Source organism: Homoserinimonas flava (genome assembly GCF_054969005.1).
The window spans coordinates 109281-127670 of sequence record NZ_JBUEQS010000003.1; the positions used below are offsets into that span (position 1 = coordinate 109281).

Genomic DNA, 18390 nt, shown 5'->3' on the forward strand with positions numbered 1-18390 from the left:
ACTGAACGCCGAAGGCTGCTCGGGGTACGCTCGGGTCACGCAGCAACGATGGGAGTGTTCCTTGCCGAACGACGACAACTTGCCGGCCGACGGGGCAGACGACGCCACCAAACCCCTGCCGAAGTTCGACGAGCACGCGGCATCCGACGCCGAGACGGTGCGGATGGACGCGGTCGAGGGCGGGCACAACACTCCGCTCGGCCCCGACGCCGCCACAACCCCTATCGCGGCCCATGTGCCCATCGCAACGGTGACCGCCGCGACGGGCGGCGCTGGCGGGATGCCCCCCACCCCGCCGGAGGGCGACGAACGTCGCCGGGCACCATGGCCGTGGATCATCGTCGGCATCGTGCTGCTCGCGATCATCGGCATCGCTGTCGCCTTCGCGCTTGCGAACGGCGAGAGTGGCGACGACCCCGACCCTTCGACCACGCCGTCCCCGAGTGTCTCATCAAGCCCCTCGGTGGAACCGAGCGAGACCGCGCCGCCCGTCGAGACACCGACCGAGGAGCCGGGGCCGGCACAGCCCGCACCGGAGCCTGCGCCGGAGCCGGCCCCGGACCCCGCGCCAACTCCGACCCCCACGCCCACCCCGACACCGACACCAACACCAACACCAACCGAAACCCCCGCCGAGGGCGGCGAGACGGCTCCCTGACGCACCCGGGCAACAACGCGCGAACCCAGGCGCACGAACCCAAGCGGATTCAGGGGGGGGCGACGGCCCCGCAATCTAGGCTGATCGCATGAGCAACCTCGACACCGCGACCGATGACGACGTCGTAAGTGATCGCCCGCGCGACCCCGGCGTCGTCGAGGTGCTCACCCCACGCGATGTGCCGCTCGGCGGTCCGCGTGCCATGTCGGTGCGCCGCACTCTCCCGCAGAAGGGCCGCTCCCTCATCGGTGCGTGGTGCTTTCTCGACCACTACGGCCCGGATGACGTCAACGAGAGCGGTGGCATGGTTGTGCCGCCGCATCCGCACACGGGCCTCCAAACGGTGTCATGGCTGTTCGCGGGCGCGATCGAGCACCGCGATTCGAGTGGCGGCCATGCGATCGTGCGCCCTGGCGAGCTGAATCTCATGACGGCCGGGCGCGGCATCCAGCATTCCGAAGTCTCTGTCGGTGCTGTTCCCGGCGAGGCTGGCGCGACGGATGCTTCGCCAGATGCCGGCAACATTGGCGGTCAGACGGTGGGCACTGTCGCTGAGGGTGAAGCCCCGAACGTGCTGCACGGCGTGCAGTTGTGGACGGCCCTGCCGGATTCGGCGCGCCACGGCGAGCCCTTCTTTGAGAGCATCGTGCCGCCGGTGGTCGAGCATGACGGCGCGACCGTGAGCGTCTTTTTGGGCTCGCTCCTCGGCCAGACTTCTGCGGCGACCACGTTCAGCCCGCTGGTCGGCGCTCAGATTGATCTGCCGCCGAACACTGAGATTCTCGTGCCTGTCGACCCCCGGTTCGAGCACGGTGTGCTGCTCGATGCCGGCAGCGTCGCCGTTGACGACCTGCCGGTCGAGCGCGACCATCTCGCCTACCGCGCTCCGGGGGCCGACGCGATCGTGCTGAGTTCGGGCGATGAGCCGACCAGGGTTGTGCTCATCGGGGGCGAGCCGCTCGGCGAACAGATCGTCATGTGGTGGAACTTCATCGGCCGCACCCACGACGAGGTGGTCGCCTATCGGGAGCAGTGGCAGCGCGAGGTCATCGGCGGGGCGGATGCTGCGGGCCGCTTCGGATCCACCGTCTACGACGGGCCGGCGTTGCCCGCACCCGAGTTGCCGACGGTGCGCCTGCGGGCGCGCGGGTAGGCTCCGCGAACCGGCGGGCTACTGCCCGATCGGCGTCACGACGTAGATGGCCTCTGTGCCGGCATCGGTGACCGAAAGGTTCACGATGACCGAGTATTCGCCCGAGAAGACACCGTTCGCCGTCTCGGCGGTTTCGGTGACCGCATTCTCGGTGTAACCGGCGGCGACGATGTCGGCACGGATGCCTGCGAACGTGGTCGAGAGTGGCTCGGCGGTGACGATGGCGACCGTCCACGTGGTTGCACCTTCGAGCGTGAGCGAGTTGCCGTTCGACACCTCCCCGGCGACGAGAGGAACGGTCGTCGGAAAGTCCGCGGGGACTTCATCGCCGCTTTCGACGTTGATCCCGGTGGAGCTTTCAACCGCGTCGCCGACGGCGTCGCCAACCTCTTGACCGATCGTGTCGGCCACGGTCGAGCAGGCGACGAGGGTGGAGCTCAGGGCGATGGCAAGCGCAATGGCAGCGACGGCAGGCTGACGGCGCATGCCACCCGTATCGGTACTCACGGCTGGGTCTCCGCCGCCGGCAGCCCGAACTTGAGACGCTCTTCGGCCTCGATCTCGGCATATACTTTGCGCTCGGTGCGGTCTGCGCGAAGAATTGCGCGCATCACCAGCCAGAAGATGAGTCCGACGAGGATGGTCGGTGTGACCGAGAATGCGGCGTTCGCCCAGAAGTTTTCAAGCACGATATGAAGTCTACGCATCGCTAGCTGTGGCAAAGCGGGAGTGCGCTTGGGGTTGGCTATGAAGTGATGATGCCGATGATGCCTGAGAGCAAGAAGTACAGGCCGATCACCCCGGCGATGACCCACAGGCCGATGCGGGCGGGCGGGATCTTGGGCTTTTCCGAGTCGCGCTTCTCCAGATTGGGCTGCTGCGGGTCGGGCTTCTCCGGGTCGGGCGTGTTCGCATCTGTCATGACGTTCTGCCTCACTTCACCAGGGGGAACAGGATGGTCTCGCGGATGCCGAGCCCCGTGATGGCCATGAGCAAGCGGTCGATGCCCATCCCCATGCCGCCGGTTGGAGGCATGCCGTGTTCAAGGGCCCGCAGAAATTCCTCGTCGAGGCGCATTGCTTCGGGGTCGCCCCGACCGGCGAGCAGCGCCTGTTCGACGAACCGCTCCCGTTGGATGACGGGGTCGACAAGCTCCGAATAGCCGGTCGCAAGCTCGAAGCCGCGGATGTAGAGGTCCCACTTTTCGACGACACCCTCGATCGAGCGGTGGTCGCGCACGAGGGGCGAGGTGTCGACGGGAAAGTCCATGACGAAGGTGGGGCGCACGAGGCCACCCTTGACGTAGTGCTCCCACAGCTCTTCGACAAGCTTGCCGTGGGTCGGGTGATCAACCTCGATCTCGAGGGTCGCGGCGTGGGCTACAAGCTCGTCGACGGGGGTGCTCGGCGTCACCGAAAGGCCGGATGCTTCGTTGAGGGAGTCGTACATCGAGATGCGGCTCCACTCACCGCCGAGGTCGTACTCGGTGCCGTCGGCCCAGGTGACGATGTGGCTGCCGGAGACGGCGGCCGCGGCATCCTGCACCAGCTGCTGCGTGAGGTCGGCCATCTGGTGGTAGTCGCCGTAGGCCTGGTATGCCTCGAGCATCGCGAACTCGGGGCTGTGGGTGGAGTCGGCACCCTCGTTGCGGAAGTTGCGGTTGATTTCGAACACCCGGTCGAGCCCGCCGACGACGGCGCGCTTGAGAAAGAGTTCCGGCGCGATGCGAAGGTAGAGCTCGGTGTCGAACGCGTTGGAGTGGGTCACGAAGGGGCGGGCCGAGGCACCGCCGTGCTGCACCTGCAGCATGGGCGTCTCGACTTCGAGGTAGTCGTGCCCGGCGAACGTGGTGCGGAGCGACGCGTTGACGGCGGCGCGGGCTTTGACAACGGTGCGGGCCTGCTCGCGGACGATGAGGTCGAGGTAGCGCTGGCGCACCCGCGTCTCCTCGTTGAGTTCGGCGTGGAGGTTCGGCAGCGGACGCACGGCCTTCGACGCGACCTTCCACGAGTCGACCATGACGCTGAGCTCGCCGCGGCGGCTCGAGATGACCTCGCCTGAGACGAAGAGGTGGTCACCGAGGTCGACAAGCTCTTTCCACAGCGCGAGCGATTCTTCGCCGACGGCAGCGAGCGACACCATGGCCTGCAGCCGCGCACCGTCGCCCGACTGCAGCGAGGCGAAACACAGCTTGCCTGTGTTGCGCAGGTGCACGATGCGGCCGGCGAGCGCGACCACCGTGCCCGTCGCCGTATCGACCTCAAGCTCAGGGAACTGGGCCCGCACCGCGGGGATCGTGGTCGTGATGGGCAGGGTAACCGGGTAGGCCTCCGCGCCCGAGTCGATCAGCCGCTCGCGCTTGGCGAGGCGCACCTGGGTCTGCTCGGATGCTTCGCGCTCGAGTTCCTCATGGGTGGCGGCTGGTGCTGTCGATTCGGTCACGCCACAAGCTTACGGGCTGGCCGCAGGCGGGCTTACGGGGCCAGCCAGCGCCGCTGACGGGCCAGCCAGCGGCGCGTGCAAACCGGCCAGGGGCGGGCGTACAGGCCCGCTACAGCGTGATGGCCCGGTTGTCGATGAGACGTGTCGCACCCAGTCGCGCCGCGACGATGACGAGCGCCTCGCCCTCGAAGCCGTCGCCGACCGGCCGATATGTGGCCGGATCGACGACCTCAAGGTAGTCGAGCTCGACAAGGGTCTCGGCCCCCACAACGGCGCGTCCGGCCGCGCGGGCGGCATCGGCACCCGCGCTCGCGGCATCGGCCGCCGCCGCGAGCGCCGCCGAGAGCGCGAGGGCCGCCGCAGCCTCGACCTCGCTGAGATAGCGGTTGCGGCTCGACAGGGCGAGGCCGTCTGCCCCGCGCACGGTGGGCGCGATCTCGAGCCGCACCGGCACGTCGAGGTCGGCGACCATCTGCTGCACCAAGAATGCCTGCTGCGCGTCTTTTTGACCGAAGACCGCAACATCCGGCTGCACGATGTTGAAGAGCTTTGCCACGACCGTGAGGGTGCCATCGAAATGGCCCGGCCGCGCAGCCCCCTCGAAGAGATCCCCGACCGGCCCAGCCGTGACGCGTGTGGCGCTCGGTCCGTGGGGGTAGATCTCCTCGACGGAGGGGGCGAAGACGACGGTGTCGGGGGCGAGGGTCGCGACATCCGCTTCAAGGGTGCGCGGGTACCGGTCGAGATCTTCTCCCGCCGCGAACTGCAGCGGGTTGACAAAAATCGAGACGATCACGAGGTCGCCGAGGGATGCTGCGCGGTCAACAAGCGACAGGTGCCCGGTGTGGAGCGCGCCCATGGTGGGCACGAGTGCGATCGAGCGACCAGCAGCGCGCGCAGCCGCGACCGTCGCCCTGACCTCGGCGATGGTGTGCAGAATCTCGGTCATCGGGCTCCCCCGCCGTGGTCGCCGTCGACGTCACTGAAGCCGAGATCCACTGGGTCGGCAGCACTCGACGCGACCGAGAGGGCGTTCTCGACCGCTGACCGCACGAGCGGCGCGAGCACTGCGCCGGCGCCGTCGACCCCGATGCCGTCGAGAAGCCCGATCGATTGCCCCACGATTGCGGTCGAAAAGGTCGAGGCCGTCGCGATGGCTTCGGCGTAGGTCGCGCGGTCAGCGTCGGCGATCACGACAGGTTCGGCGCCCATCTCCACGACGAGCGCCTGCCCGATCGGCAGCACGGGTGCCGGCGCGGTCACGGCGCAGAATGCTTCGCGCAGCCGCACCAGGTCGACGCTCGTGCCGGTGAACGCGAGCGCAGGATGCACCGCGAGCGGAATCGCGCCGGCGCGCGCTGCCGGCGCAAGCACCCCGAGCCCCATGCCGGGTGCCGTGTGGAGCACAAGCTGGCCGGGTTGCCACGCGCCGGTCGCCGCAAGCCCGGCGACGAGAGCCTCGAGCTGGGAGTCGGGCACGGCGAGAATGACAAGCTCGCTGCGTTCGATCACCGTCGGCACGTCGAGGATGGGCGCACCTGGCAGCATCGCCTCGGCGCGGTCACAGCTCTCGGGCGACACGGCCGAGATCCCCGTGATGGCGTGCCCGGCCGCGGCCAGTGCCGCCCCGAGGACGGGGCCGACCTTGCCAGCGCCGATGATGCCGACGCCGAGGCGGCCCGCCTTCTGAGCGGCCGTCACGCGCTGCCCTCGGTGGCGACACCAGGCGTCAGCGGCGTGCCAGCACCGCTCACCGCGTCGGCAGTCGCATCCGCGGTCGCAGGCGCCTCCGCGTCCGCATCCGCAGTCGCAGTCGCGCCCCAGCGGTGGGAGTGGTCGCGCGCGGCCGCCTCGATGAGTCGGTGCCCGCCATCGGCAAAGAATCCGGATGCCGCGGCCTGGTCGATCGCGCCGAGCCTCGCCGTGATCGGCCCGGCGACGGTGTGCAACTGCACGGTGGCGAGCCGTGCCGCGCGACCGAGCGGCCCCTGCTCGATGGAGATGCTCTGCACGCGTGGTGCCGGCACGATCACGAGCTCTCGCCACACGGCACCCCGGCGGAGGAGGAACGCGTCGTGCGTCGCGGCAAAACCATTGCGGCGCCACGAGAACCAGCGCAGCCATGCGGCGCGCCGCGGTGAGTTGACGAAGCCGTCGCCGTCGCGGCCACGCGGTGCCATGCCAGCCTCGATGAGCCGCACCGACTCGAGATCGGTGAGGTCCGGCAGCAGCAGCCGCAGCACATTCATGACATCGGCGGTGTCGCCAACCGGCATGACCGTCGTGTTCGCCTGCCCCGCCGCGCCCTCCGCGGAGGATTGGCTTGCCCGGTTGACCTTGATCTCCCACCACCCCGCCGGCCGCCACAGCAGGGGCTGGTCTACGACGACCGAGTGGATGCGACCCGGCGGGAGCGTTTCGTTGCTCGTCGACAGCAGGCCGAACCCGATGCGCACACCGTCAGGCGTTCCCGCAATCGAATAGCGCAGCGACCGCGTGAAACGCTGCACCCAGTAGCTGCCGAAGCCGATCATCGCGGGGATGACACCGAACAGGATGGTGAACTCACCGGTCGTCACCACCACCACGGTTGCCGCGATGATGCCGGCAACGAGGATGATGGTCGACACGCTGAGGAGCACCGAACCGAGCAGCCGCAGCGGGTTGATGCGCACGACCGACTCTGGTGGGGCCTCGTCGGGGTCGAGCTCCGGCGCAAGGAACTCTTGCACCCTCGCCTGCACGACACCGTTGGCCGCGGCATCCGCTTTCGCAGCCCGCTCCTCACGGCTGCCGGAGGCGAGGCGCAGGATTTCACGACGGAGATCGTCGGCGGCGCGGGAGGCGAGGTAGGCGAGCTCGACGTTGGCGTCTTGGCCAGCCTGGTTGATCTCAAGTTTTGCGGTGCCGAACAGCCGGGGGAGAAAGGGGCGCGCGATGTTGATGCCCTGAATGCGGTCAAGCCTGGCCCGCCGGTTTGTGCGGAACATGATGCCGGAGCGCACCTCGACGAGCTCGTCGGTGATGCGGAACGTGTGCATACGCCACGACACGTAGAACCCGAGGATGAAGACCACAAGCAGCAGCGCGAAGGCGAGCAGCGCCCACCCCACCAGGCCGCTGTCGAGCACGTAGTCGACGGGATCGCCGCCCTCCGTGTACTCGGGAAAGAACATCTGTATGAGGCGTTCGCGAAGGTTCGCAATCACGACGCCGAGCACGGCGAGGAGTGCGATGCCGCCCTTGAGCAGCGGCGACGCCGGATGAAGCCGGTGCCATTCGCCGTCAGAAAGCCCCGTGCGATTGATGGTCACAGACCCGCCCGGCGGCTTTCGGCAAGCTCGACCAGACGATCACGCATCGTCTCGGCCTCGAGCGCAGGCAGACCGGGGATGACCACTGCGGATGACGCCGCGGCGGTGACAAACTTCAGCTCGCTCAAGCCGAGCGCGCGCATCAGGGGACCGCGATTGATGTCGACCAGCTGCATGCGCCCGTACGGCACCGACACGATGCGGCGGAACATGATGCCGCGGCGCACGACGAGATCATCGTCGCGCAGCAGGTAGCCGTATGCCCGCACCTGACGCGCCGTGAACGCCGAACCGAGCACGAGCATCGCGATCGAACCCCACACGGCCCAGATGGCCCACCCGATGTCGAGCACAAACACCATGACGAGGGCGACCGCGATGACGGCGACCCAGAAGATGATGCCGCTCACAAGCTCCGCGAGGATCAGCCGCGACGACACACGTCGCCAGTCGATGCCCGGAGGGTCGAGGGGAGTGCTCATATCGTCGTCGATCCGTTCGGTGCGCCGCGAGGGGCGGGGGTTCGTCAGTGCAGGTCGCCGCTCAGGACCTGACCCCGGCGGGTTGTTCATCGTCCTCGTCGGTGGGCGGAGGGATGCGGCACATCCCCTCGGCAACAAGTCCGCCGATGAGGAGCACTGCAGCGCCGACCGCCATCCCGATCGAATACCCGACCGAGCCTAGCGCCGGCACGGTGCGCGTGAGCGAATAGACGATGAATCCAACCCCCACCCCGCCGAGGAGCGAACCGGCAAGGGCGCTCGCCTTCGCGAGCACCAACACGCGCAACGCGTAGAACGGGTCGACGCTGCGACGGTCACCCTTCACCGCGCGACGCACCGGCACCGCGAGCGCGACCACAATGATGCCGATCGCGATGAGCACCAGCGTGAGGCTCACGGGTGGTGTGATGCCCGGCATTCCACTCGAGGCGAGCGCCTGCTGCGAAAACATGCCGATGGCGAGACCGATCGCGATGACAGCGGCGACAATGGCGGGCAGGGTGCGGTTCATGGGGCAGGGACCTCCACCACGAACAGCGGTGCGGCAGCGTAGGGCAGCACCTCGGCGTCTGCCGCGGCGGGCAGGGCTGCGACGGGGCCAAAACCTGGGAGCGTCGCATCCGCGTCGGCATCGAGCCACGGCACGAGCACGAAGCCACGCTCGTGCGCCCGAGGGTGCGGCAGCGTGAGACGGTCACTCTCGAGCGTCACCCCGTCGATGCTGATGATGTCGAGATCGAGCGTGCGGTCACCCCAGCGGATGTCCCGCACCCGGTCGTGCTCGTGCTCGATGCGGCCAAGCGCATCGAGCAGGGCGAGCGGTGCGAGTGACGACTCTGCGATGATGACGGCGTTGAGATATGCGGGTGCCGTGTGGTCGACGCCATCGAGGCGCAGCGCGGGCGTCTCGACGATGCCGGATGCCGCGACGAGGCGCACCCCGTCGACCTCCGTCAGCGCGCGAACGGCCGAACGCAGGGTCTCCTCACGGTCGCCAAGGTTGCTCCCCAGCGCGATGACGGCTCTCCCGAGCGCTGACGGTGTGGGGCGCTGCTCGCTCACTGGCGAGTCCGAGTGATCGTGACCGACACATCGTCGAACGGCACGGCGATGGGGGCCGAAGGCTTGTGGAGGGTCACCCGCACGGCGCGGGCAGCCTCGTGCCCGAGCACTGTGTCGGCGATGCGCTGCGCGACCGTTTCGATGAGATCAACGGGGTCGCGTTCGACGGCGGCAACAACCTCGTCGGCGAGTTCGCCGTAGTGGATCGTGCGGCCGAGATCGTCGTCGGCGGCAGACACGCTGAGGTCGAGCCACACCGTGACATCGATCACGAAGACCTGCCCGTCGCGGCGCTCATGCTCGAACACGCCGTGGTGCGCGGTGGCTCGCAACCCGGTCAGCGTGATGTGGTCGCCGTCTGGCGTGGAATGCCCGGCAGTCATCGTGGCTCCCGATACGAGCTGCGCGAGCGGCTCGGTGTCGGCGGACGCTCGCTGTTGATCGACGCCCACGTCTCCAACATGAGCCTGGTCGAGGTGACGTCGTGCACGCGCACCGCCCAGGCGCCGGCCTCCGCCGCAAGGGCGCTCGTCACCGCGGTGGCACGATCACGCTGCCGCGGGCCGGCATCCGACTCGAGCAGCGACGAGAGAAAACGTTTGCGAGACGTGCCGACGAGGACGCGGCTGCCGAGCGTCTCAAACTCGCGCAACTGCACGAGCACCTGCCACGTGTGTTCCGCACGTTTGGCAAAGCCGAGACCAGGGTCCACGATGATCCGCTCAGGCGAAATGCCCGCCACGATCAGCTCGGCGAGACGCTGCTTGAGCTCACCGCGGACCTCAGCGACGACATCCGTGTAGTGTGCCTGCCCGTCCATGCCGGAGCTCGGGCCGCGCCAGTGCATCGCAACGAAGTCGACATCGAGGTCGGCGACCGTGCGCGCCATGAGCGGGTCGGCGAGACCGCCGGAGACATCGTTGACGATTTCGACGCCGAGCGCTGCGGTCGCGGCCGCCGTCGATGCGTTCATGGTGTCGACCGAAACCCGGATGCCGCGACCAACGAGTTCGCGAATGACGGGCATGATGCGCCGCTGTTCTTCTTCGACGGGCACGCGGCCGGCGCCCGGCTTGGTCGTCTCGCCGCCGACGTCGATAATCTCGGCACCCTCGGCAACCATCGCGATGGCGTGCGCGACCGCGCGCTCGCTGCGGGCGAAGTCGCCGCCGTCGCTGAACGAATCGGGGGTGACATTGAGCACCCCCATGATGAGCGGGGTCTCAGCCATTGCCATCTCCCACACCACGGCGGAGGCCGGCTCCGATGAGGGCGAGCACTCCGGCGTGTTGACTGCGGTCGGCGAGCTCACCCCGACTCGCCAGGGTGACCGTCGTGCTCTGCGCCTGGCGCGGGCCGCGGGTCGAGACACAGTCCTGTCGCGCATCGAGCACAACGAGCACACCACGAGCCTCAAGTCCGTCGGCGAGGGCGTCGGCGATCTGCTCCGTGAGGCGCTCCTGCAGCTGCGGCCGCGATGCGAGCGTGTCGACCACCTTGGGCAGGGCACCGAGACCGATGACGCGACGGCCGGGAAGGTACGCCACATGCGCCATCCCGACGAACGGCAGCAGGTGGTGCTCGCACATCGAACGGAACGCGATATCACGCATGACGACAAGCTCGCCGACCTGACCCGTTTCGAGGTCGATTGGGTCGGTGAGGTGCACGGCAGGGTCGGTTCCCATGCCGGAGAAGAACTCGGCATACGACTCCGCGACACGGCGCGGGGTCTCGGCGAGACCGGGGCGCGCGACATCCTCACCGATTGCCGCGAGCAGCTCGACAACGGCCGCCTGAATGCGGTCGACGTCGATTGGCGCTCCGGTGTTGTGGGTGTCGTTCACGGCACGCCCCTATGCGGTGGCGATGCCCGGCGACGTGCGGGGACCGCGCTTCTTGGGTTCCGGCGTCGAGTCGACGCCACCGTCGACCACACCGGCGTCGATTGGCGCCTTCTCTGGCAGCGGCACTGGTGGGCGGTCTGAGACGGGGCGCGCGTCACTCGAAAGCCATTGCGGCCGCGGCTCGAGCTTGACGATGTCCTTGAAGATCTCGGCAATCTGGCCCTGGTCGAGTGTCTCCTTCTCGAGCAGTTCGGTCGCGAGTCGGTCGAGGATGTCGCGATTGAGGGAGAGCACCTCGTAGGCCTCGTCGTGCGCCGCCTCGATGAGGGCCCGCACTTCGCGGTCGACCTGCTGCGACAGCTGCTCGGAGAAGTCACGGGTCGACCCCATGTCGCGACCGTAGAACTCGCCGCCGCTCGAGCTGAGCTTGACCGAACCGATCGCGGCACTCATGCCGTAGTCGGTCACCATCTTGCGGGCGGTCGAGGTCGCCTTCTCAATATCGTTCGAGGCACCGGTCGTCGGGTCGTGGAACACAATCTCTTCTGCGACACGGCCACCCATCGCGTAGGCGAGCTGGTCGAGCAGCTCGTTGCGGCTCACCGAGTAGCGATCCTCAAGCGGCATGACCATGGTGTACCCGAGGGCACGGCCGCGCGGCAGTATGGTGATCTTCGTGACGGGGTCGGTGTTGTTGAGGCCGGCCGCGACGAGCGCGTGACCGCCCTCGTGATACGCCGTGATGAGCTTCTCCTGGTCGCGCATGACGCGGGTGCGGCGCTGCGGGCCAGCCATGACACGGTCGACGGCCTCATCGAGCGCGCGGTTGTCGATCAGCTGCGCGTTCGAGCGGGCCGTCAGCAGCGCGGCCTCGTTGAGCACGTTCGCAAGGTCGGCACCCGTGAACCCTGGCGTGCGGCGCGCGAGCACCTCGAGGTCAACACCCTCAGCGAGCGGCTTGCCCTTCGAGTGCACCTCGAGAATCTTCTTGCGGCCGTTCATATCGGGGGCATCGACGCCGATCTGCCGGTCGAAGCGACCGGGGCGCAACAGGGCGGGGTCGAGGATGTCGGGGCGGTTGGTTGCGGCGATGAGGATGACGTTCGTCTTGACGTCGAAGCCGTCCATCTCCACGAGCAACTGGTTGAGGGTCTGCTCGCGTTCGTCGTGCCCGCCGCCCATGCCGGAGCCACGATGGCGCCCGACCGCGTCGATCTCGTCAACGAAGATGATGGCCGGGGAGTTCTCCTTGGCCTCTTTGAAGAGGTCGCGCACGCGGCTCGCGCCGACACCCACAAACATTTCGACGAAGTCGGAACCGGAGATCGAGTAGAAGGGCACATTCGCCTCACCGGCGACCGCGCGGGCGAGGAGCGTCTTGCCGGTGCCGGGAGGGCCGTAGAGCAGCACGCCCTTGGGGATGCGCGCACCGACCGCCTGGAACCTCGCGGGGTCGGTAAGGAACTCCTTGATTTCGTGCAGCTCCTCGATGGCTTCGTCAGCGCCAGCGACATCGTCGAACGAGACCTTCGGAGTCTCCTTCGTCATGAGCTTGGCCTTGTTTTTGCCGAACTGCATGACCTTTCCGCCGCCACCCTGCATGCGTGAGAGCAGGAACCAGAAGATGAGACCGATGATGAGGAAGGGAATGAGGAACCCGAGCGTCGATGACCAGAAGCTGCCGAGATCGACCTCGTCATCAAAGGACTCAACGTCTGATGCGGAGACGGCAGCGATGACCTCTTCACCACGCGGCCCCGCATAGTAGAACTGCACCTGCGTGCCACCGAGCTCGTCATCGGCCTCAGTGAGCACGAGGTCGACGCGCTGCTGTTGGTCGACGATCGTCGCGGTTTCGACCTTGTCGTCGGCGAGGAGTTCAAGCCCCTGCTGCGTGCTGATTTCGCGGAATCCCGGCCCGCCGAGCAGGCTAAACCCGACGCTGAGGATGATGAGGGCCGCCGCGATATAGATAAGCGGACCGCGCAGGAACTTCTTCAGATTCATAGTGCTGCAAGGCTACCGTGCAGCCCCTGATCGACAGCCCGGTGTTTGCTGGGGGCTTAACTAGCTGTAGACGTGCGGCGCGAGCACGGCAATGTCGCGCAAGTTGCGGTACTTCTCCGCGTAGTCGAGACCATAGCCGACGACGAATTCGTTCGGGATCTCAAAGCCGACGTAGCGCACGTCCACGTCGACCTTCGCGGCCTCCGGCTTGCGGAGGAGTGTGCAGATCTCAACAGACTCGGCACCACGGCTCTCAAGGTTTGCGCGCAGCCACGACAGGGTGAGACCCGAGTCGATGATGTCTTCGACGATGAGCACCTTGCGGCCGGAGAGGTCGGAGTCGAGGTCCTTGAGAATGCGGACCACCCCGGACGACTTGGTGCCGGAGCCATACGACGACACGGCCATCCAGTCCATCTCGATCGGCAGGGTGAGCTCGCGGGCAAGGTCGGCCATCACCATGACGGCACCCTTGAGCACGCCGACGATGAGCAGACGCTCGCCCGCATAGTCGACCTCGATGCGGCGACAGAGTTCTGCGATCTTGTCGTGAATCTCCTGCTGCGTGATCAGCACCGTGCTGAGGTCGCTGGCGATCGCGCTCGACTCCATGGGAACTCCTTAGGCGGATGCTGCGGTGAAGACGATGAGGGCACCGCTGCGTTCAACCCTAACGCCAGGAAGGTGCACCGGCCCCTGCCCCCGCCAGTCGTCGACGAGGCGCGCCACCTCGAGTGTGTGAGCACGGCTGAGCGCGACGCCGAACTCTGCCGAGACGGCGAGCCGGATGAGCCGGTGTCGCAGTGCGGGCGGGTTCGCCGCGAGTGCCGCGACCGGCAGCGAGAGCCCCGCCTCGGCCGGCTCGGCGAGCTCTTCGATCTGCTCTTCGGCGAAGCGGTCGAGGGCATCCGCGTCTTCGCGCAGTTGCGCGGCCGTGCGGGCGAGCGCCTCCGCGACGCCAGGGCCGAGCTCAGCCTCGAGCACAGGCAGCACAGCGCTGCGCACCCGCACGCGCGTGAACGCTGGGTCGTCGTTGTGCGGGTCGGCCCACGGCGTGAGGCCAGCGTCGGCGCACGCCTGCACGGTCGCCGCCCGCGAAATGCTCAGCAGGGGCCGCAGCAGCACGAGCTGCCCGTGAGCCGCGGCAAATGGCCCAGCAGCAGCAGCATCCGGAGGGGCCATTCGGCGCAACTCAGTGCGCGCCGCCATGCCCGCGAGACTGCGGGCGCCACTGCCGCGGGCGAGCCCCAGCAACACCGTCTCCGCCTGGTCGTCGAGCGTGTGGCCGAGCAGCACTGCGGATGCCCCGAGCTCCCCCGCCACGGCAGCAAATGCCTCATATCGTGCCGTGCGCGCCGCGCCCTCGGGTCCGCCGCCGGTGCCCACCGTGACACGGCGCACCACGACGGGGGCGAGCCCGAGCTCCTCAGCCTGCCGTGCCGCTTCGGCCGCGACATCCGCTGAACCTGCCTGGAGCGCGTGATCGATAATGACCGCACCGGCGCGGATGCCAGCCCGCGGCGCCTCAAAGGCGGTCGCCGCCGCGAGGGCGAGCGAATCAGGGCCGCCGCTCAACGCCACAAGCACCAGCGAGTCGGGCGCTGATCCAGCGAGCGTCTCGCGCACCGCCCGCCGCACGTCGGCGACCTCAGGCGTGAGTCGAGGACGGCGAGGTTGCATCCAGTAACGTTATTGCAGCATTCGCCGAACCGAGGAGCAGAAGCCGCATGGCCGACTACGACGTGACCATCGAGGTGCCGAAGGGCAGCCGCAACAAGTACGAGATCGACCACGAGACGGGCCGCATCGTGCTCGACCGTGTGCTCTACACACCAATGGCCTACCCGACCGACTATGGCTTCTTTGAGCACACGCTCGGTCTCGACGGCGACCCCGTCGATGTGCTCGTGCTCGGCGAGTACCCGCTCTTTCCGGGCATCGGCATGCGCGTGCGCCCCGTCGGCGTCTTCAACATGACGGATGACGGCGGCAGCGATGCCAAGGTCATCGCCGTCGCCGCGAAAGACCCGCGCTGGGACCACATCCAGGATGTCGACGACATCCCCGTCTACAAGCGCAAAGAGATCGAGCACTTCTTCGAGCACTACAAAGACCTCGAACCAGGCAAGTGGGTCAAGACTGAGGGCTGGGGTGACCGCGCCGAAGCCGAGCGCGTCGTGCAGGACGGGCTCGCGGCCTACGTGCCGTCGACCGGGCACTAGCCGGCCGCACAAGAATCGAGGGCGGGTCACGCGATGCGTGACCCGCCCTCTGTGTCTGCGCTACCTCCGGGCCCGAATTCCCGGGGACCGCGCAGTCGAAGCAGCCGCCTCTACGTCCGACCCTTCCCAGGGGTGTCGGCCGGCGGGCCTGCCTCACCGGGATTACCGGGAGTGTGTGAGGAACCGTTGCCGGGGTTGTCGTTGCCGGGGTTCTCCGGCTTGCCCTGGTTCTTGTTGCCTTGGTTCTTGTTGCCCTGGTTGCCATTGCCAGGGTTCTGGTTGCCGGGGTTCTCCGGCTTGCCGACACCGGGAGACGCTCCGTTCGCGCGCTGCTCCTGCGCGCTGTCGCGCTGCGATTCGTGCACGGATTCGAACTCCTGACGCACGGCGGCGCGTTCCTCCGCCCGCTCAGCAGCGCGATCCTGGGCCGCTCTGGCCTGCTCTGCGCCGTTGACTCGAGCCGCGGAAGAGACGACTCCCGGCTCGATCTCCCCGGCGGTCGCGAGGGACGAAACCCAGCTTCCAAATCCCTGCCCCGGAATCGCATCGCTCGACGCGCCGGAGCCCGACGACTCGGTGCCCGACGACTCCGCATCCGACGTACCCTCGTCATCACCCGCGACGACACCCTCAGCGAGACTCGCCATCGTCGACGGCACGACCACCGAGGCGACCTCGTCGAAGACATCCTGCACGGGTGGCGGCAGCACCGCCGCAGCACCGGCCCCGATGACCGCCGCCGCGGCGACACCACTGCCGATCGCGATCTTCGCGGCGATACCCAGCCCGACGATCCACCCCTGGATCGCCCAGCGCCTGCGGTGCGTCGATGCGGCCCCCCGCGTCGAGGTGCGCGCGATCACGCGCGAGACGGAGGCCGTGGGGACGCCCGATACGTCTGGGGCCTCGAACCACGCCGAGAGGGCGGCCGACGGAGTGATAACACTCGCCGATGCATCCGATTTCGCGGTTGCCATGACGCCGGCGAGGGACTCAAGGTCCGGTCGCGAGGGCGGCACGACGCCCCGGAGAAGCGCGTCGGCGTCTCTTGGCGAAATCGGCTGGTTCTTCATCTCACTCACTGTCATCGTGCAAGGCGCCAAGAAGGGTACGGTCCACGCCTAGTGTTTTTCGAAGTGATTCGAGTCCGCGTCGCTGCAGCGCCTTCACGGCACCGGCGCGGCGTCCGACGACCTCGGCGATCTGCTCGATCGTGAGGTCGCCGACGATGCGGAGCATGAGCACGTCCCGCTGTGCAGGCGGGAGCGACCCGATGAGCGCAAGAGCCTCGCCGTTGCCGAGAGCGCGGATGGCGTCATCCTCTGCACTCGCGACCACACGGTCGTCTCGGTCCGCACTCCACTCGATCGTGCCTGCCCGAACCGTGCGCCGGCGGAGCTCGTCGACGAGACGGCGGTGCGCGAGGGTGAAGAGGTAGGCGCGGAAGTCGTGCTCGCCCCCATCGAATGCGGCGAGCGACGAGAACACGGTGAGAAAGACCTCGCTCGTGAGGTCGTCAGGCTCGAGCGACCCTTTTGCCCTGGCGTAGCCAGCGACATGGCGCGAGTACCGGGACCAGAGTTCGCGCGCAGCCCACGCGTGGGGCACCTGCGCGGCGGCGAGCACAATGCCGAACTCGAGGGAGTGCGGGTTCGCGGGGCGCTCAGCCATCGCGGCGTCCGCGGCATCTGCTGCGTCCCCCGCATCCGCGGCGAATGGATCCCATGTTCACCCCCGCGACCATCATGGCCGACGGTGCCGTCAGAGCCTAGATCGCGACGCCGCGAGCGCGAAGGTATCCCACGGGGTCTACCGTGGAGCCGCCGACGCGGATTTCGAAATGCAGGTGGCACCCGGTCGAGATTCCGGTCGTGCCGACGTAGGCGATCACCTGGCCTGCGTTGACCCACTGGCCGACGCCGACGATGATGCCGCCCGACCGGATGTGCGCATACGCCGACTGTGAGCCGTCGCCATGGTTGATCTTGACGTAGTTGCCGTAGCCGCCCGTCATCGCGGCAAAGACGACGGTGCCTGATGAGGCGGCATAGATCGGTGCCCCACAGCCCGGTGCGAAATCCACCCCGGCGTGGAGGGAGCTTGCGCCGCTCGTCGGGGGCACGCGCCAGCCATACGCGCTAGAGATGTAGCCGCCACTCGGACGTGCCCACCCTGACTGGGCAGGTTGCCCGCCGGCGCCGGATTGCCCACCACCCGCGGCTGCCGCGGCAGCCGCCGCCGCTGCAGCCGCAGCGGCCGCTGCTGCTGCCTCCGCAGCGCGGACACGCTCCGCCTCTGCGAGACGAATCTGCTCACCCGTGTTGTAGTCGGCTTCGGTTGCCTCGCGGTTCTCGCGAAGCACACTGAGCTGGGCCTCGAGGCGCTCCTGGTTGCCGGCTTGCTCGTCGAGGGCAGCGTTCGCGGCATCCGCAGCGTCTTGGGCCGCGACCATCGCCGTCTCCGCCTCAGTCGCGAGCACGGCAAGTGCCTCTTCGGCGACGGCGGCCTGATCACTGAGCGACTGTGCCGCGTTTTCGTCTTGCTTCGCCTTGCTGAAGATGCCGCTCGACTGCTCGCTCACCTTTGAGGCGCGGCCAAGCTGGCCAAGGAGGTCTTCGGAATCGGTGAAGAGGAGCTGCGCGGTGAGGTCGTTCGATCCGACGCGCTGCAGGCGTGCCGCAAGCTGCCCGGCCTTGTTCATCGACTCTTCCGCGGTCGCACGGGCTTCGGCGACCTGCTCTTCGAGCGTCTGCAGCCGATAGGCGGCCTCGTCGTACTCCTGCTGCGCCTCGACGTAGGCGTCACCCTTCGCCATGGCTTCAGCTTCGGTCGATGCAACATTCGCTTCGAGTTGGGCGAGGAGGTTTTCGAGGCGTGTGATCTCGGCCTGTTTGCCCGCTTCGGTTGAGCGAGCATCGAGCACGTCTTGCCAGCTCGGGTAGTCGGCGGCGTAGGCTGGCTCAGCAGGCTGGGCGGCGATACCGCCCGTCAGGAGCACGCCGAGGATGGCAACAACGGCAATCAGGCGACGGGGGCGACGAATGACGCCCGAGCGGTGTGGCTGCATAGTTCCCCGTGTCCCTTTGGTCGCACAGTGGAGTTCCCCGTCACACTGTTAACACGAGTAACAATAGCAACTTCCGGCCCAATGGCAAGGATTTTGTGGGATGCGAGCGCACCGA

At 67.8% G+C, this 18390-nt stretch carries 22 protein-coding genes; 3 read left to right on the plus strand and 19 right to left on the minus strand.

The annotated features are described in order from the left end of the window. The first annotated feature begins 61 nt into the window (after nt 1-61). Both ACY48M_RS09300 and ACY48M_RS09305 read left to right on the plus strand, forming a co-directional pair. On the plus strand, nt 62-658 hold the full coding sequence (locus tag ACY48M_RS09300; RefSeq protein WP_462820006.1) for a hypothetical protein: 597 nt from the start codon (nt 62-64) through the stop codon (nt 656-658). An 88-nt stretch (nt 659-746) separates the two neighbouring features. Further along, the gene (locus ACY48M_RS09305; RefSeq protein WP_462820007.1) at nt 747-1811 is read left to right on the plus strand and encodes a pirin family protein; all 1065 of its coding nucleotides are present in this window, start codon (nt 747-749) and stop codon (nt 1809-1811) included. Between the two features lie 18 nt (nt 1812-1829). On the opposite strand, the gene ACY48M_RS09310 is transcribed toward ACY48M_RS09305, so the two are convergent. The 16 genes from ACY48M_RS09310 to tilS form a co-directional block, all read right to left on the minus strand. Further along, nucleotides 1830-2318, minus strand: a complete 489-nt coding sequence (locus tag ACY48M_RS09310; protein ID WP_462820008.1) for a hypothetical protein — start codon at nt 2316-2318, stop codon at nt 1830-1832. Then, nucleotides 2315-2500, minus strand: coding sequence for a hypothetical protein (locus ACY48M_RS09315; RefSeq protein WP_462820009.1), 186 nt, complete (start codon nt 2498-2500; stop codon nt 2315-2317). The genes ACY48M_RS09310 and ACY48M_RS09315 overlap by 4 nt, the downstream gene beginning before the upstream one ends. Before the next feature lie 56 nt (nt 2501-2556). Continuing rightward, on the minus strand, nt 2557-2733 hold the full coding sequence (locus ACY48M_RS09320) for a hypothetical protein (RefSeq protein ID WP_462820010.1): 177 nt from the start codon (nt 2731-2733) through the stop codon (nt 2557-2559). An 11-nt stretch (nt 2734-2744) separates the two neighbouring features. Then, entirely contained in the window at nt 2745-4253 is a 1509-nt protein-coding gene (gene lysS / locus ACY48M_RS09325) for a lysine--tRNA ligase (RefSeq protein ID WP_462820011.1), read from the minus strand. 109 nt (nt 4254-4362) lie between these two features. Next, the gene (gene panC / locus ACY48M_RS09330) at nt 4363-5202 is read right to left on the minus strand and encodes a pantoate--beta-alanine ligase (protein WP_462820012.1); all 840 of its coding nucleotides are present in this window, start codon (nt 5200-5202) and stop codon (nt 4363-4365) included. Continuing rightward, nucleotides 5199-5954 (minus strand): Rossmann-like and DUF2520 domain-containing protein, encoded by a 756-nt coding sequence (locus tag ACY48M_RS09335; protein ID WP_462820013.1) that lies wholly within the window; start codon nt 5952-5954, stop codon nt 5199-5201. Before ACY48M_RS09335 ends, panC begins: the two co-directional genes overlap by 4 nt. Beyond that, nucleotides 5951-7567, minus strand: a complete 1617-nt coding sequence (locus ACY48M_RS09340) for a PH domain-containing protein (protein ID WP_462820014.1) — start codon at nt 7565-7567, stop codon at nt 5951-5953. Before ACY48M_RS09340 ends, ACY48M_RS09335 begins: the two co-directional genes overlap by 4 nt. Beyond that, complete coding sequence (locus ACY48M_RS09345; protein WP_462820015.1) at nt 7564-8049, minus strand: PH domain-containing protein; 486 nt, start codon at nt 8047-8049, stop codon at nt 7564-7566. The genes ACY48M_RS09340 and ACY48M_RS09345 overlap by 4 nt, the downstream gene beginning before the upstream one ends. Nucleotides 8050-8110: 61 nt before the next feature. After that, nucleotides 8111-8581, minus strand: coding sequence for a DUF3180 domain-containing protein (locus ACY48M_RS09350; protein WP_462820016.1), 471 nt, complete (start codon nt 8579-8581; stop codon nt 8111-8113). Further along, the gene (gene folK / locus ACY48M_RS09355; RefSeq protein ID WP_462820017.1) at nt 8578-9132 is read right to left on the minus strand and encodes a 2-amino-4-hydroxy-6-hydroxymethyldihydropteridine diphosphokinase; all 555 of its coding nucleotides are present in this window, start codon (nt 9130-9132) and stop codon (nt 8578-8580) included. Before folK ends, ACY48M_RS09350 begins: the two co-directional genes overlap by 4 nt. After that, on the minus strand, nt 9129-9515 hold the full coding sequence (gene folB / locus ACY48M_RS09360; protein WP_462820018.1) for a dihydroneopterin aldolase: 387 nt from the start codon (nt 9513-9515) through the stop codon (nt 9129-9131). Before folB ends, folK begins: the two co-directional genes overlap by 4 nt. Further along, complete coding sequence (gene folP / locus ACY48M_RS09365; RefSeq protein ID WP_462820019.1) at nt 9512-10363, minus strand: dihydropteroate synthase; 852 nt, start codon at nt 10361-10363, stop codon at nt 9512-9514. Before folP ends, folB begins: the two co-directional genes overlap by 4 nt. Then, entirely contained in the window at nt 10356-10979 is a 624-nt protein-coding gene (gene folE / locus ACY48M_RS09370) for a GTP cyclohydrolase I (protein ID WP_462820020.1), read from the minus strand. The genes folP and folE overlap by 8 nt, the downstream gene beginning before the upstream one ends. A 9-nt stretch (nt 10980-10988) precedes the next feature. Next, nucleotides 10989-12986, minus strand: a complete 1998-nt coding sequence (gene ftsH, locus ACY48M_RS09375) for an ATP-dependent zinc metalloprotease FtsH (RefSeq protein WP_462820021.1) — start codon at nt 12984-12986, stop codon at nt 10989-10991. Nucleotides 12987-13046: 60 nt separating this feature from the next. Further along, entirely contained in the window at nt 13047-13598 is a 552-nt protein-coding gene (gene hpt / locus ACY48M_RS09380; RefSeq protein ID WP_462820022.1) for a hypoxanthine phosphoribosyltransferase, read from the minus strand. 9 nt (nt 13599-13607) lie between these two features. Further along, nucleotides 13608-14666, minus strand: coding sequence for a tRNA lysidine(34) synthetase TilS (gene tilS / locus ACY48M_RS09385; RefSeq protein ID WP_462820023.1), 1059 nt, complete (start codon nt 14664-14666; stop codon nt 13608-13610). 47 nt (nt 14667-14713) lie between these two features. On the opposite strand from tilS, the gene ppa reads away from it, so the two are divergent. Beyond that, nucleotides 14714-15208, plus strand: a complete 495-nt coding sequence (ppa, locus tag ACY48M_RS09390) for an inorganic diphosphatase (RefSeq protein ID WP_462820024.1) — start codon at nt 14714-14716, stop codon at nt 15206-15208. 110 nt (nt 15209-15318) lie between these two features. Here the strand turns inward: ppa and ACY48M_RS09395 are convergent, their stop codons facing one another. The 3 genes from ACY48M_RS09395 to ACY48M_RS09405 all read right to left on the minus strand — a co-directional run bounded on the left by ACY48M_RS09395 (nt 15319) and on the right by ACY48M_RS09405 (nt 18275). Further along, entirely contained in the window at nt 15319-16281 is a 963-nt protein-coding gene (locus ACY48M_RS09395) for a hypothetical protein (RefSeq protein WP_462820025.1), read from the minus strand. A gap of 1 nt (nt 16282) precedes the next feature. Continuing rightward, the gene (locus tag ACY48M_RS09400) at nt 16283-16879 is read right to left on the minus strand and encodes an RNA polymerase sigma factor (protein WP_462820026.1); all 597 of its coding nucleotides are present in this window, start codon (nt 16877-16879) and stop codon (nt 16283-16285) included. Between the two features lie 97 nt (nt 16880-16976). Beyond that, nucleotides 16977-18275, minus strand: a complete 1299-nt coding sequence (locus ACY48M_RS09405) for a peptidoglycan DD-metalloendopeptidase family protein (RefSeq protein WP_462820027.1) — start codon at nt 18273-18275, stop codon at nt 16977-16979. Nucleotides 18276-18390 lie beyond the last annotated feature (115 nt).